The 14456-nt window shown below is 71.0% G+C and carries 12 protein-coding genes; 8 read left to right on the top strand and 4 right to left on the bottom strand.

Annotation, left to right across the window (positions count from 1 at the left end; genetic code table 11):
• Positions 1-58 precede the first annotated feature (58 nt).
• From ACL02U_RS23050 to ACL02U_RS23040, 3 genes are all read right to left on the bottom strand, one after another.
• Complete coding sequence (locus ACL02U_RS23050; RefSeq protein ID WP_412792803.1) at positions 59-3235, bottom strand: BTAD domain-containing putative transcriptional regulator; 3177 nt, start codon at positions 3233-3235, stop codon at positions 59-61.
• Positions 3236-3528: 293 nt separating this feature from the next.
• Positions 3529-3918, bottom strand: coding sequence for a VOC family protein (locus ACL02U_RS23045; protein WP_412792802.1), 390 nt, complete (start codon positions 3916-3918; stop codon positions 3529-3531).
• A gap of 75 nt (positions 3919-3993) precedes the next feature.
• On the bottom strand, positions 3994-4320 hold the full coding sequence (locus ACL02U_RS23040) for a hypothetical protein (protein WP_412792801.1): 327 nt from the start codon (positions 4318-4320) through the stop codon (positions 3994-3996).
• Between the two features lie 87 nt (positions 4321-4407).
• Between ACL02U_RS23040 and ACL02U_RS23035 the strand changes: the two genes are divergently transcribed.
• The 6 genes from ACL02U_RS23035 (at position 4408) to ACL02U_RS23010 (ending at position 9777) form a co-directional block, all read left to right on the top strand.
• Positions 4408-4872 carry a helix-turn-helix domain-containing protein gene (locus ACL02U_RS23035; protein ID WP_412792800.1) on the top strand — a complete coding sequence of 155 codons (465 nt, stop codon included), beginning with the start codon at positions 4408-4410 and terminating at the stop codon, positions 4870-4872.
• Between the two features lie 249 nt (positions 4873-5121).
• Entirely contained in the window at positions 5122-5550 is a 429-nt protein-coding gene (locus tag ACL02U_RS23030) for a transposase (RefSeq protein WP_412792799.1), read from the top strand.
• Positions 5551-5617: 67 nt separating this feature from the next.
• Complete coding sequence (locus tag ACL02U_RS23025) at positions 5618-6577, top strand: ATP-binding cassette domain-containing protein (RefSeq protein ID WP_412792798.1); 960 nt, start codon at positions 5618-5620, stop codon at positions 6575-6577.
• Positions 6574-7527 (top strand): ABC transporter permease, encoded by a 954-nt coding sequence (locus ACL02U_RS23020; protein ID WP_412792797.1) that lies wholly within the window; start codon positions 6574-6576, stop codon positions 7525-7527. The genes ACL02U_RS23025 and ACL02U_RS23020 overlap by 4 nt, the downstream gene beginning before the upstream one ends.
• 130 nt (positions 7528-7657) lie before the next feature.
• Positions 7658-8158 (top strand): hypothetical protein, encoded by a 501-nt coding sequence (locus tag ACL02U_RS23015; protein ID WP_412792796.1) that lies wholly within the window; start codon positions 7658-7660, stop codon positions 8156-8158.
• A gap of 920 nt (positions 8159-9078) precedes the next feature.
• Positions 9079-9777 carry a lipoprotein gene (locus ACL02U_RS23010; protein ID WP_412792795.1) on the top strand — a complete coding sequence of 233 codons (699 nt, stop codon included), beginning with the start codon at positions 9079-9081 and terminating at the stop codon, positions 9775-9777.
• A 512-nt stretch (positions 9778-10289) separates the two neighbouring features.
• On the opposite strand, the gene ACL02U_RS23005 is transcribed toward ACL02U_RS23010, so the two are convergent.
• Complete coding sequence (locus ACL02U_RS23005; RefSeq protein ID WP_412792794.1) at positions 10290-11753, bottom strand: hypothetical protein; 1464 nt, start codon at positions 11751-11753, stop codon at positions 10290-10292.
• Positions 11754-12208: 455 nt separating this feature from the next.
• Here ACL02U_RS23005 and ACL02U_RS23000 point away from each other — a divergent pair, with 455 nt between their 5' ends.
• A complete protein-coding gene (locus ACL02U_RS23000; RefSeq protein WP_412792793.1) occupies positions 12209-13255 on the top strand; it encodes a TauD/TfdA family dioxygenase in 1047 nt (348 codons plus the stop codon).
• 77 nt (positions 13256-13332) lie between these two features.
• On the top strand, positions 13333-13851 hold the full coding sequence (locus tag ACL02U_RS22995) for a hypothetical protein (protein WP_412792792.1): 519 nt from the start codon (positions 13333-13335) through the stop codon (positions 13849-13851).
• Positions 13852-14456 lie beyond the last annotated feature (605 nt).

Below are 14456 nucleotides of genomic sequence, written 5' to 3'. Positions count from 1 at the left end.
GCCCGGGCGGGTGTGGGGTGCGTGACGTCGACGACCTCACGCTCGGGTGTGGGGTGGGTCATGGGAGGTGTTGTTGGATGTAGGCGTGTGCTGTGGTGCGGTTGAGCGTGTGTCCGTGCATGTAGTGGGTGGTGGGGTGGGGTGTGCCGAGGGTTGCGGTGATGTCGGTGAGGAGTCGTTTGACGTCGGGGTTGTGGGTGTCGGGTGCGCCGCGGAGGGCGTCGGCTGCGCCGAGGAGTGTGGCTGCTGTGGTGGGGTCGCCGTGGTGGAGGGTGAGGCGGGCCGCTGCGACGGTCGCCAGGGCGACGACGGGCATGTCGGGGATGGAGCTGGCGAGGTGGAATGACTTCTTGGTGTGGTGTGCGGCGCGTTGGGGGTCGCCTTCGGCGAGCGCCTGGTGGGCGAGTGCGGCGTCGAGCACGGCGTGAAGGAGGAGGGGGGCGGCGGGGAGTCGTTTGAGGTCCTCTTGTGCAGCGCGGTAGTGGTGGGCTGCCTCGTTGAGGTCGCCGGTGGTGCGGTTGAGGTGTCCGAGGGCGATGCGGGCGAAGAGGAGCTGGCGGGGGGCGGTGGTGGTTCCCGGTTGGAGCATGTGCCTGAGTTCGGTGCGGGCTTGTTCTGTGTCTCCGCGTTTGGCGCGTGCGGTGGCGAGGGCGGCGCGTTGGGGGATCGCCTCGTCGTGCGGGTTGAGTTCGCGCAGGAGCGCGATGGCTTGGGTGAGTTCGTCGATGACGGCGTCGAAGTCGCCGAGGACGGCGTCTGCCTCGGCGAGTGCGGTGAGCGCCACGGACGGTCCCCAGCGTTCGCCTGAGATGCGGTATGCGGTGGCGGAGCGGGCCAGGTCTTCGCGCATGCCGGTCATGTCGCCGTGGTTGCCGCGGAGGAAGGCGCGCATGAGGAGGAGTGTCGCGCGCGCCCAGGGGGTGCATTCGGGGAGATCGCGGTCGATGGCGCGGGTGCCGGCGGTGGCGTCGTCGGTGGTGAGGGCGAGTGCTGCTTCGATGAGGGCGCGTGCGGGGTGGGCTTGGTGGTCGGGGACGTGTTGTGCGATCCATCTGGCCTGTTCCAGGCCCAGGTCGGTGGTCGCGGCTCCGCCGGCGAGTACGCGGTTGAACAGGTGGAGGGCGGTGGCCGTTGCGCGCTCGGGCAGGGGGGTGTCGCCTGGGATGCGGAGTGCCTGCCAGATTCGTTGTGCTGCGTCGGCGTGATTGCCTTGGAGCGTCCACAGCCAGCCGAGTGCAGCGGCCAGTCGTACGGCGTCTGCGGCGTTCTCGGTGGTGGTGAGGTGGTGGAGCGCGGCCAGCAGGTTGGCGTGTTCTTCGGTGAGGCGGGCGATCCAGGGGAGCTGGTCAGGGCCGCGCAGGGGGTGGGCGGCTTGTTCGGCCAAGTGGACGAAGTAGCTGGCGTGGTGTGCTCGGGCGTGTTGTAGTTCGCCGGTCTCGGTGAGCTGTTGGAGGGCGTACTCGCGGATCGTTTCGAGCATGCGGTAGCGGGCGTGGGGGCCTTCGATCACTTGGAGGAGTGATTTGTCGACCAGCGCCGAGATGTGGTCGAGCGGGGCTTCGGTGGCCATGCCGCCCAGGGCGCACACGCCTTCGGCGCTTTCGAGGGTGATCACTTGAGGGAAGACCGCGAGTCGTGCGGCGAGCCATTGTTCGTCCGGGGTGAGCAGGTTCCAGCTCCAGCCGACGACTGCGTCGAGTGTGCGGTGTTGCGGTAGCGCGGTGCGGTTGCCGCTGTTCAGAAGGCGGAAGCGGTCGGCGAGCCGTCTGGTGAGTTCTTCGAGTGGCAACGTGCGGAGTCTGGCTGCGGCCAGTTCGATGGCCAGGGGCAGACCGTCGAGGCGGCGGCATACCTCGATCACTGCGGCGACGTTGTCGTCATGGATCGTGAAGTCGGGTCGGACGGCGGTGATCCGGTCGGCGAAGAGCTGTACGGCGGGGTGGGTGAGTGCCTGTGTGGCGTTGGTGCCGGGTTCGGGTAGTCCCAGTGGCCGCAGGGGGAACAGCGACTCGCCGGGGACGTCGAGTGGTTCGCGGCTGGTGACGAGCATCCGCAGTCGCGGGCAGCGGCCCAGTAGTTCGTGTGTGAACGAGGCTGCCTCGGGCAGGAGGTGTTCGCAGTTGTCGAGTACCAGTACCGCGTCCGCGGCGGAGAGTGTTTCCACTACGCGCTCCAGCGGGTCGGTCGGGCGGTGCGCGTCGTGTGACGTCTGAGAGCGGAGTGCGAGTGCGTCCGTCACCGCGGGCACCAGGTCTCGTCCGTCGGTGACCGGTGCCAGCTCCACCAGCCAGGCCCCGCCCGCGACCGTGTCGCGCAGGTTGGAGGCGACGCTGGTGGCCAGGCGTGTCTTTCCCACACCGCCCGGACCGACCAGGGTGACCAGTCGTCCTCGCGTGAGCAGTGCGGTGACCTGTGCGGTCTCTTCGGCGCGCCCGATCAGACTGTCCAGTGAGGCGCGGACATTGCCCACCGGGCGGGTCACCGGGGCGGATCGGGGCGTGAGGGTGCCCTGCAGCACGGCCAGATGGGCGTCGCGTAGGTCCGGGCCGGGGTCGGTGCCCAACTCCTCGGCCAGCATCAGGCGATACTCCTCGAACGCGGCCAGCGCTTCGGCCTGTCGGCCGCCCGCGTGCAGTGTGCGCACCAGCAGCACGCGCAGCGGTTCGCGCAGCGGGAAGCGGGTGATCAGCGCTTGCAGTTCGGGGACGGTGTGGCCGAGGTCTCCGGCGAAGTCCAGTTCGGCGGTGATGCGGTGTTCGGTGGCGCTGATGCGGATCTCGTCCAGGCGCGCGGCCGCCTCGGCGGCGAAGGGTGCGTTCGTCAGGCCGCTGAGTGCATCACCGCGCCACAGTCCGAGTGCTTCGCGCAGTGTGGCCTCGGCGTTGCGTGCGTCGCCCTCGCGCAGCAGTCGCCGGCCGCGTACGGTCAGCCGTTCGAAGCGCAGTGCGTCCACGTCGTCGGCGGGGATGTCGAGGCGGTATCCGCCGGCGACCGACCGCAGGGGTGCCGGGCCGCCGAGCGCGCGGCGAAGCCGGGACACGAGTGACTGCAGGGCGTGTGCCCGGTCGGCGGGTCCTCCGTCCGGCCACAGTGCGGTGGAGAGGGTTTCCACGGCCACCACCCGGCCGGCGCTGAGTGCGAGCCGGACCAGCAGGGTCCGCAGCCGTGTACCGCCGATGTTCACCGGCCGGTCGTCCACGGCCACCCGCAAAGGCCCGAGGATGTCGATCCTCATCGCAAGTACCCCCGTCGTCCGCGGCCGGTGCTCCGCCCACCGGCTGCGGCGGGGGCCGGCCGCGTGTGCGTGCCCATTGACGTCTGCCCGGTGACCCGACTGGTGCTACAGCTTAGTGGTCGGCTCCGAAAGTCCTTCGGGGTTGACTTGGGAGCTTCTGTCCTGAATGCCGTTTGGCCAGGTGTCGGGATGGCGAGGTCGAGGCCGCAGATGCAGTCCAGGGCGGCTTCGGGGCGCTCGCCACGTCGCCGACTACTCCGACAACCGGCTCCGCGTGGGTGATCAGTCAGCCGTCAGGTGCGCGGCGCGAGCCACTGCTGCAGTTCGACAACATTGCCCTCCGGGTCACGCAAGTAAGCCACCCGCAGCCGCTCCCACTGGGTGCGCGGCCCGTCCGCGATCTCCCCTCCGCGCTCGCGGACGCCGCGTACCGCCTCGTCCATGTCGGCCACTTTGAGCACCACCAGCGCGCGGTCGCCGGTGCCCGACCTCCACCAGGGCAGTTCCTGTACGAGGTGGTGGCGCTGCTGCAACGCGATCGCGGCCGTCCCCTCCGGCAGGCTGAGCTTGCCGTACGGGCCGTTCTCGTCGTCCACCTGCGGCTTGAGCCCCAGCACGTCCCGGTAGAAGCGGAAGCAGGAGGTGAAGTCCTCGACTATCAAACGCACTTGAGTCAGATCCATAGCGATCACATTAGTGGTCAGCTCCGGAGGTCCTTCAGGGCTGAGTGCGGAGGCGGCGCCATGGCTGGTAGCTGGTCAGATGCCCGGGGCGGCGAGGCGGAGCCGGCAGGCACGGTCGAGTGCGTCTGCGGCGGTGCCCGTGGGGCTGCCGGTGGGCAGCAGGGAGCCCTCGTGGCGATCACTGCTGTCGCAGTGGAGGGCGAAGCCCCACCTGCCGACGGCTCCGGTGTAACGCAGGCGCATCAGCTTGCCCCGTTCGCCGTCGGCCAGTTCGGCCTCCACGTAGGCGAAGGCTCCGCGGTGGCGGACGTGCAGCTGCTCCAGCTGCGGCCAGGCGGTGCGGGCGTGCTCACCGAGGCGCGCCTCCAGTGGGAGCCGGGTGTGTTCCGAAGGCGTGGGCATGGCGCCCGTCCTGCCCGACAGGCCGGTCCCCGGTTACGGCAGGCTTCGGTCTGTCGTGATCCACTTCTCCCGATCGGCCTGCATGCCTTGCCCATTGCCGCCGCCCGCCCGATAGCCCTGCGCACCGCCGAGCGCGAGCGGCTGAAGAAGATGGCCTTCGGCCACAAGATCGAGTACCGGCTGCGGACGCGTGCACAGGTGGTACTGCATGCCGCGCGCGGACGCTCCAACGCGCGCATCGCCCGCGAGACCGGCCTGCACCCGGACACGGTCCGTTGCTGGCGTGGCCGGTTCGCCGAGCACGGTCTGGGCGGCCTGACCGACCGCGAGCGGTCGGGACGGCTGACGTCGTTCACCGCGCTGCAGGCGGCCCAGGTCAAGGCCCTGGCCTGTCAGCTCCCCGCCGAGACCGGCGTGCCACTCGCGCGCTGGACGTGCCCCGAACTGGCCGGCAGGGCCGTCGCCCGGGCGATCGCCGGCTCGATCTCCGCCTCCACCCTGCGCCGCTGGCTCAAGGACGACGCGATCAAGTCCTGGCAGCACCAGTCCTGATCTTCATCAGCGACCCCGACTTCCGCCCCAAGGCCCAGCGCGTGCTGGACCTGTACGCCCGCACCTGGCAAGGCCAGCCGCTCAGCCCCGACGAGTACGTCATCAGCGCCGACGAGAAGACCTCGATCCAGGCCCGCTGCCACCCCACCCTGGCCCCCGGCCAGGCCAGAGCCATGCGCGTCAACCACACCTACAGCCGCGGCGGCGCGCTCGCCTACCTGGCCGCCTACGAACGTCCACGCCGCGAAGGTGTTCGGACACACCGAGCCCACCACCGGCATCGACCCCTTCACGAACCTGGTCGCCCAGGGCATGACGCAAGAGCCCTACGCCAGTGCCAAACGCGTGCACTGGATCGTCGACAACGGCTCCTCCCACCACGGCAAGAAGGACGCTGACCGGCTGACCGCAGCCTTCCCGAACGCGGTCATGGTGCACACCCCGGTCCACGCCTCCTGGCTAAACCAGATCGAGATCTACTTCTCCGTCGTCCAACGCAAGGTCGTCTCGCCCAACGGGGGCGAACGCAATGTCAGCGGTGGTGCCCTCGAGCAGCCCTGCGGCCCGCTCCAGACGCCCCACCTCCGTGAGGTCGTAGCGGCGTATCACCTCGTTTGTGGAGGGGTGTGGGCGGTGCGCGGCAAACGTACACCGCAACTCCGCACACATCCTGAGTGAGCGGGTGCCGGCCGACTGGGAGCGGTGTGTGTGCGGTCTGTGAGCGGGAGGGACGAGGCTGCGGTGCATGGAATATTCGTTTCGTGCCGAAGGCCTCGTCAGACGGTTCGGGAAGGTGACCGCGCTCGACGGCGTGGATCTGGCAGCCGCGCCCGGTACCGTCCTGGGCGTGCTCGGCCCCAACGGCGCCGGGAAGACGACGGCGGTGCGGATCCTGGCCACACTGCTGAGCCCTGACGAGGGACGCGCCACGGTGTGCGGTCTGGACGCCGTACGGCAGGCGCCGCAAGTACGGCGCATGATCGGGTTGACCGGGCAGTACGCCTCGGTGGACGAGGACCTGACCGGTACCGAGAACCTGGTGCTCATCGGCCGGCTGCTGGACCTGCGTAGATCGCAGGCCGCCGCGCGGGCCGAGGAACTGCTGGAGCAGTTCGGGCTGGGGGAGTCCGCCGGGCGGCGCGTGGCGACGTACTCCGGTGGCATGCGGCGCCGACTGGACCTCGCGGCGTGTCTGGTCGGCCACCCCTCGGTGATCTTCCTGGACGAGCCGACCACCGGGCTGGACCCGTCCAAGCGGGGTGATCTGTGGCGGTTGATCCGCTCGCTGGCCGACGACGGTGTCGGCGTGCTGCTGACCACGCAGTACCTGGAGGAGGCGGATGCCCTCGCCGACTCCATCACCGTGATCGATCAGGGCAGGGTCATCGCCGAGGGGACGCCGGCGGAGCTCAAGCGGCGGGCCGGCAGACAGACCATCGCGCTGCGGCCCGCCGACACCGGGCGCGTCGGCGACGCCGCGCGCATTGTCGGCGAGGTGACCCGGCGTGACGCCGAGATCAGCGCCGGGGCGGTGATCGCGCCGGCCGACGGCGAGGCGATGTTCCACGAGGTTATGCAGCGGGTCGGCGAGGCCGGGATCGAGGTCGTCGAGACTGCCCTGCGGCTGCCGAGCCTGGACGAGGTGTTCTTCGCGCTCACCGGCCGCCACACCGACAAGCAGGCCGCGACGCAGGAGGCCCCATGAGGAGGCAGCGCGTGCCGGCCGCGGCCGGCACGGTAGGCGACCGGGACGTCCGCCGGCCGGGCGGAGAGGGGAACAAGGAGGAGCACAGCATGACCGAGGCGATGCATCCGGCGGGTTCCGGCGGGGCTGTGGACGCCGCGGCGCAAAGCGGCGCGGTCACAACGAGGCCCGAGCCGGCCGCCCAGCGCTCCGGCGGGCTGGTCCGGCACAGCCTGGTCCTCGCCGGCCGCAGCATGACCAAGATCGCCCGCACACCCGAGGGGCTGGCCGACGCGATCTTCCTGCCGATCATCTTCCTGGTGATGTTTGTCTACCTGATCGGAGGCGCGGTCTCCGGCTCGACGCACGACTACCTGGAGACGATCTTCCCCGCGGCGATGGTGATGACCGTGGTCATGGCCGGCATGATGGCCACCGGCATCAACCTCAATGCGGACATCAAGAAGGGCGTCTTCGACCGCTTCCGCAGCCTGCCCATCGCGCGCTCGGCGCCGCTGATCGGCTCGGTCCTCGGCGACATGATCCGCTATGCGGTCGCGCTCGCCGCGCTGTTCGGCTTCGGTTACGCGATCGGCTTCCGGATGCACGCGGCCGGCTGGCACGCGCTGGCCGCGTGCCTGCTCGTGGCCGTCTTCGCGTTCTGCTTCAGCTGGGGCTACGTGCTGGCGGGCGTCGTCATCCGCGAGCCCAGCGGTGTGCAGGGCGTGGCGATCCTGACGATCTTCCCGCTGGCGTTCGGCACCAACCTGCTGACGCCGACCGAGAGCATGCCCGGCTGGGTCCAGGCGTGGGTGAACATCAACCCGGCCACCCATGCCATGGACGCCTGCCGCGGACTGCTGCTGGGCGGCGCGGTGGAGCAGCCGGTGCTGTTGACGCTGGCCTGGTCCGCCGGTGCCCTGCTGGTGTTCGCCCCGCTGGCCGTACGCGCCTACCGGCGCCGCACCTGAGCACGGCCCGTCTCGCCGATCCCCTGCCGGCACAGCGGGCGATCCGGGCCGTGGGAGGCAACCGGACCGCACTGCCGGTGAACACCCGTCAGTCGATCACACGGAACAGGACGTAGACATCGTGATGAGCATGGGTATGGGCAGCGACCGCACCCCCGGCGAAGCCCTGGCGGCGCTGCGGCGGACCAGCCTCGGCATCGCCGTGGTCCTCGTGGTCGAGTACGGCTTCGGGATGTGGGTCAACTCCTACGATGGGCGGCCGCCCACCGGAAACGGCATGTGGAACGCCTTCGGGCACGCCCTGACCAGCACGCCTGCCGCGCTGGTCATTCATGCCTGGCTCGGCCTGGTGATCGTCGGCGGTGCCCTCCACACGCTCATGACCGCCAGAGGCACCAACCGGCCGCTGCTGATGGGTACCTCGGTCTTCGGGTTGCTGTGCATGGTGGGTGCGGCGTTGAGCGGCGCCGCCTTCGTCGACAGCGGCAAGGAGGTCCGCTCCCTGTCGATGGCGCTGTTCACCGGCGCCGCTCTCATCTGCTACCTGATCAACTCCGCCACGACGAGCAGCGCCCACGCGACGGCCGGCGAGGCCATCGCGGGGAGGAGCGACGAGACCGTGGTCCGGTAGCGTCCACTCCCCGAGCCGGGACGTCCGCTGCCGCCCCGTGACGGCTGGGCACCCCACCATCGCTTCCCGCGGCGCCCGTTGCGCGAGGACCCTGTCCCTCCCGTGAAGTGCGGGTTCCCGGAAATCTCCGCGAAGCCACCGACACGGCGCGACTCAGGCTAGGAGGCGGTCGAGACAGAGAGGGGGGACGCGGACATGGGCCGTCAGATCCTGTCAGCGGTGCGGCCCGATGCCGTCGAAGGGCTTCGCTTCTCCTTCGACGGCATCGGCCCCGGCAAGCCCGGGGCGTGCGGGCCTGCTGAACCGGTCCCGACCGTCGAACCGGTCGCCGTCGTCGGAGTGGGCCGCCAGCCTCCCCCGGCCGCCGATCCGCGATCCTTCCGGCCGCTGGAGCACGGCGTCGGCCCCGTGGCCATCCGCGGGGCGACCGCGGGTTGCGGGCTCGGCGGCTGCCTCGACCGGCGCAGGGCGACAACATCGCCGCCTACGTCTCCGGCGCCCTCAGCCTGGAGAATGGCGCACTCACGGCTACGGCGCGCGGCGCAGGAGCAGGCAGCGAGGAAGGCAGCAGAACGCGAGGCCCGCCCCCCGTCTGCATCGGTCGGGGCGAAGTTCACCGACGCACGGTGGGACGCGTCGTAGAAGACGGACCGGGGCACTCCGAAGGACTTCCACCCGCAGCTCTGCAACGGCTGCGGGCACCACGCGGTGACCACCGCGCGGAAGGACCGCCGACGGCCACCGGCCAGGACCAGGAGCAGACCGTGCCCGACCAGAAGGGCGGCTGCTGGCTCTCGCGCCTGCGCACCTGACCCGGGCGAGCTTTCCCGCCCGCGGCGCGGGCAGGCCCAAGGCCACCATGGGCACGCCCGCGCGGCCGCTCGGCTAGAGTGTCGGGCCGGACCGATGGGGAGAGGACAGTGCAGGTCAAGGTGGGGATCGTGGAGAACAGGGCGAGAGGCACCGCTGCGGGTGCCGCACTGCTGGCGGCGGTGCTGAGCGGGTGCGCCGGACCTGACGGGTCGCACGCGCCGGACGGCAGGGCGCACCCGAGCGCCTCGGCCATGGTACGGACGGCAGCGAGCGGGGGCACGGTCGGTACTGCCGGCTCCTCCTGCGAACTGCCCGTCACCTTCGCCCTCGCCAAGAACTGGAAGGCCAAGGGCGTCGACGCGGAGACGGAACTGGCGAAGGCCTCGAGCGGGCCGGATGGCGATCTGTCCGCATCGCTCGCCGACCTCTTCCTCCGTCAGGGGCCGGTCACCGCCGCCTGCGAGATCGACGCCAAGCCGGCCGGCCACATCGGTTTCCTGCGAGTGTGGACCGGCGGGCCGGACGACACGGACGCACGCGCCGTGCTGCGCGCGTTCGTCGCGGCCGAGGAGGACGTCAGCAAGGAGAGGTACCACACCTTCACGACACCCACAGGTCTGTCCGGCGTCGAGGCGGAATACGTCACGACGAGCAAGCTCTTGGACGAGACCAGGAAGCAGCGCGCGCTGGCGGTCGCCACGCCCGACGGCCCGGTCGTCCTGCACCTCGGCGGGCTGGACAGCGAGGAACACGAGGCGATGCTGCCCGCGTACGAACTCGCCAAGCAGACACTGCGGGTCACCTGACGGCCGCGGGAGCACACTCGATAGCGTCGTTCTGTGATCGGTCCCCGCGGACTGGGTGCGGATCGGTTCGCCCAGCCCGAGTCTCGTTGATCTCAGCGACCCGCTCCGGCGACAGCGCGGTCGGAAGATGCACCGGATGATCGTCGCGGTGCACCTCTAATGTCCCGCCAAACGGCCCGTGCCGACTCGGACTACTTCTCAGACCGCTGCCGCGACAGCCGCCACCGGCGGCGGCAGGGGCCACGATGGAGCAGCCACAAGCAAGCGGACCCGCTCCACAGCATGCAACACGACGGCCCACTACCTGGGGAATTGTGTGACCACAGCAGTGGGGGAGTTACGTGACCGCCGGCACAGGGGCTTCCCTGCTGCGTCACGCGATCACGGCCTCCGGTTGCGGGGCAGGGCCGCGCGGCCCTCACGACGCGATGCCGCAAAGAGGACGGCCGACCGGCGTCCCCGTAGTGTCCTCCGCAGACGCGGAACCGCCGTCGCGTGTCCGGAGCGCCGTATCAGTCCTGTACGCCGGGATGACGCAGCCACCAGCGTGCGGACGACCTGACCGGTGCCGGCAACCGCGGATCGTCCCGCACCTCCGCTAGGAGCCCGCGGTGGCCGGCTCTGCCGATCGCGTACACGAGGCGGTCCAGGACCGAGGCGTGGGCGGGCCGACGGGTGGCCACCCATGCCGTGGCGTGCCGGGTCACGGCCCGCTGCCAGAAGCGGTGCGGGCTGGTGCCCCCGATGTGACCGAGCGCGTACGCGGCGACGTCGGCGATCGCGGCCGGGGCCGACGGGTGCAGGACCAGGGGCTCGACACTGCGTCGCTCGTGGTCGCCGCCCAGTTTGCGGAGCGCTTCCAGCAGCGTGGTGAGCCACATCTCCTCCCCTGCCCGCCATGTCGAGGTCAGCTCCTCCGCCAGCACCCTGGCCGCCGCCGTCCGGTAGGGGCTGGCATGCAGGAGCGAGGCCGCGTACAGGCGCACGTCGAACACGGGGTGGAACAGCGTCTCCTCGAACAGCACGGGCAGTACGTCGTCGACGTAGCCGTCGGCGGGTGTGGACAGGCGCGCAGCGGTCTCGTGAGCCAGACGCCGGGCCACGATGCGGGCGCCTGCCTCCGGTGCCAGCCGGTTCTCCTTCACGACAGCGTGGTGCCGTTCCAGATCGCGGGTGGCGAACGCACGCAACAGCTTCGCCGCCTGTCGGTGCTGAAGGCGCGGCGGGATCTGCCGGAGCACCGAACGGGCCAGCGCGAGCGTGTCCTCCCCGAGGCCGTCCGGACCGATGTCGCCGGCGCCGCCCGACAGGACGTCGGCGAGGGAGTGCGACAGCGTGGAGAGGTGATGGGGGGTGAAATGGCCGTAGTCGATCTTTCGCACACAGGCCATGAGCGAGCCCTTGAAGACCCGGTCGTCGCCCGGAGAGCGCAGCTGGCGCAGCACCTGGGTGGTGGCCTCGGCGTGCGCGCAGGAGTCGAACATGCAGGCGGTGCCCACCAGGCTCTGCACCGTGCGGTCTGCTACCGCGTCACGCACCGCGGCCAGCGCCTCGATCTGCAGGACGGGGTGCGCGAGCAGGCGGTTGAACGCCTCGAAGCGCCGCATCCAGGACACGCCGTCCGCCACCATGACCTCGGTCAGCAGGCGATGTGCCGCCGCCGCCCAGAGGTCGTCCGTACCGTAGGAGAAACGCGGCCCGTGCGTCACCAGAGCGGTCAGCTCGTCCCAGCCGGAGCCGTTCATGGGCGCGCCCTGCGCGGCCTGCCGCAGGAGTCCCTCGGTCCTGGGCCAGGCGATGCGTTCCGCGGGATGCGATCGCGCCAGCGGCAGGCCCGCACGCACCGTCGGCGCGTGGTAGCGCAGCACCGTGTCGAACACCGAACTCAGCGAGTGCGGCGGCAGCTCCAGGAGCGTCTCGTAGCCGATGACCGCGTCGTACGGTACGGGAGCGGTACCCAGTTCCCATCTCGACACGGTCGCCGCGTGCGGGCGGCGAGCGCCGATTGCCGGTAACGCCGCCGCGAAGGCCGTGAGGTTCGGCCAGGCGGGTTTCTCGCGATGCAGCCGGTTCACCCTGAGCAGCCAGGCGCCCCGTAGCCGCGGAGCCAGGGCTCCCGGGCCCGAGTCCGCCTGGTGCGCGCGAGGCGGCCGCCCGCGCCGCTTCGGAGCCCGCGCTGAACCACGCCCGTCCATGGGGCGATTGTAGGCAGTTCGGCGCGTGTTGGGTTGGACTGTGGCGAAGTGCGAGGAGTTGGGCCGGCGTGCAATAAAGCGCCCGGGGCACCCGGGCCCGGCCTACCTTCCTGGAACGCACACGGTTCGTGTCGACGAACCGTCCCTGACAGCCGGAGGAGTTGGCGATGACGGGCATGTCGAAAGCGAGTTTCGGACCACCGACGCGGCCCCGGCCCACTGCACACCGTCCCGCCGTGAACGAGTGTGCCCCGCGGGACTTCGCGACGGTCCGCCTTTCCCCGGCGGACCGTAAGGTGATCGAGCACCTGGCGGCACAACTGTCGGGTACCGATCCCGACACGGAGGTCGGGCGGTACGTCCTGCAGGCCCAGCTGCTGGCGGCCGGACTGCCCGCACGCGTCCGCACGGCGCTGCTCCGCTTCCGCCAGGACGGGGACGCACGCGGCGGGATCCTGCTGCGAGGCCTGCCGCTGGGCCAGGTGCCCCCCACCCCCGAAGACGCCGACCGCGGCGGGGGGTTACGTCTCCTCGCGGCCCACGTGCTCAGCCTGGTGGTCGGCGTGGTGGGCGAGCAGTTCGGATTCCTGCCCGAACTGTCCGGCCGGATCGTGCAGGACATCCTGCCCGTCAGCGGCTTCGAGGACACCCAGCACTCGATATCGAGCCGAGCACTGCTGGAGCTGCACTGCGAGACGGCGTTCACCGAGTCCCGGGCCGACTTCGTCGCGCTGCTGTGTCTGCGCGCGGACCCGGAGCGGCGCGCGGCGACACTCGTCAGCCCGGTACGCGAGTCGCTGGCCCGGCTCGCGCCGGCCACCGTGGAACTGCTGCGCGAACCGCGGTTCGTGACCACTGTCGACGGCTCCTTCCTGCGTGGCTCGGGCATCCCGGGCCCGGTGACCGTCGGGCCGATCAGTCTGCTGGGCGGAAGCGCGGACCACCCGAGGATGCGATGCGACTTCGCCGAGACGAAGGGGACCGACCCCCTGGCGCGAGAGGCGGTGAGCGCTCTGCACGAGGCCGCCAGCGCCTCGGCGCACGCGGTGCGCCTGTGCCCCGGCGACCTGCTGCTGGTCGACAACCACAGCGCCTTCCACGGCCGTACGTCCTTCATTCGGCACGGGGAAGGCCGGGACCGGTGGCTGCTGCGCGGCTTCGTGGCCCGCGATCTCGCCCGGTCGATCGTCAACCGGCCCGGTGCCGGCCGGATCATCGACATCGACTACGAGAAGGCGGCATCGGGTGCCGCCCCGAACCGGGCGGCAGCGGCCGCGACGTAGCGCCCGCCCACTCGCTCTTCCCTTCCCATCCCGCACTCCCTTGCCGCATTCGGCCACAAGACTCAAGGAGACATCCAGTGAACGCTGCCAGGACCAAGGCCGGGACCAGGACTCTGCTCAGCGCGGCGCGTCGCCGGGCAGGGTTCGGCGTCGCCCCCGATCACCCGGCCGACACCCGGTCGGCGCCCAGCACCGGAAGCGAGAGCGCCGGCACCACGGCGCGCGCCGCCCGGCCCTCCCGGACGCCGTACAGGCTGCTCCGGTTCGCGCTCCCCGCGGCGGTGGCGGCCGTGATCACCACCGCCGTGGTGGCAACTCCGGCCGCAGCGGACGTGCCCTACACCTCTGTCGTCGCCTCCAACTCCGGAGGCGCCTGGTGGCGCGCCGCCCCGAACCTGAGCGGGCAGAAGATGAACTACCTGTACAACGGCACACCCCTGCACATGTACTGCTGGATCACCGGGCAGACGGTGTCGCCGCCCGACTCCGACTACACCTCCGATCGCTGGTTCAAGGTCGGCACGCCGTACGTGAGCGGTCAGTACTACATCCACTCCTCGCTCGTGGACCACCAGACCACGGTCGGGTACTGCTGAGGACGGGGCCGGCCCCGGGCCCGGCGAACGGGCGGCTCAGCCGCACGCCCGGCCCCGATCGGCTCGGCCCTGCCCGTAGAGGGGCGGCCTGGCAGCCGGGCGCAGCCGGCGCCCCTGGTGCGATCGCACCAGGGGCGCCGACAGCACGCACGCCACTCCCGGGGCCGCCTCTCCCGGGCCACACACACGAGCCCCCTCGCACGTGGCCGGTCCGGCGCCCGGATGTCAACGACCGGGCGTTCCGCGCCGACCGGAACGCCGCCGCCGTACCGACCCCGACGCCTCGGCAGTGCGACGGGCCCTCGTGCGGCCCGCATGCCTGTGCGGAGCCCGGCCCCGTGGCGACACCGCCGGAAGGGCGGCACCGAGCCGTCAGGGAGATGCGGGCGGTGCCGACGGCGCGCGTGGGAGAGGTGCGTCGAGATCCTTCGGCGCGCTGGTTGATCCGGTGAGAGAGCGGCCGCGTCGGCCGGTGGGGCCCGTGCCATGTTGCTGGCGGTTCGCTCGATCTCGAGGGTGTGTCGGAATTGCTGGTTGGGGTGGGTTTGGTGGTGGTGTGTGTAGCTCGTGTGGAGTAGGGGGGGTGTTGTTGTGGGGGGTGGGGG

The sequence above is a fragment of the Streptomyces sp. MS06 genome (assembly GCF_047200655.1).
Taxonomy (GTDB): Bacteria; Actinomycetota; Actinomycetes; order Streptomycetales; family Streptomycetaceae; genus Streptomyces.
Note: the sequence above shows the minus strand (reverse complement) of the source record. Positions and strands in the feature narration are given on the sequence as shown.

Coding starts and splice junctions, on each gene's coding strand:
- ACL02U_RS23020 (WP_412792797.1), top strand. CDS start 6,574: ATGAGGAGGCAGCGCGTGCCGGCCGCGGCCGGCACGGTAGGCGACCGG.
- ACL02U_RS23040 (WP_412792801.1), bottom strand. CDS start 4,320: ATGCCCACGCCTTCGGAACACACCCGGCTCCCACTGGAGGCGCGCCTC.
- ACL02U_RS23025 (WP_412792798.1), top strand. CDS start 5,618: ATGGAATATTCGTTTCGTGCCGAAGGCCTCGTCAGACGGTTCGGGAAG.
- ACL02U_RS23050 (WP_412792803.1), bottom strand. CDS start 3,235: ATGAGGATCGACATCCTCGGGCCTTTGCGGGTGGCCGTGGACGACCGG.
- ACL02U_RS23015 (WP_412792796.1), top strand. CDS start 7,658: ATGGGTATGGGCAGCGACCGCACCCCCGGCGAAGCCCTGGCGGCGCTG.
- ACL02U_RS23045 (WP_412792802.1), bottom strand. CDS start 3,918: ATGGATCTGACTCAAGTGCGTTTGATAGTCGAGGACTTCACCTCCTGC.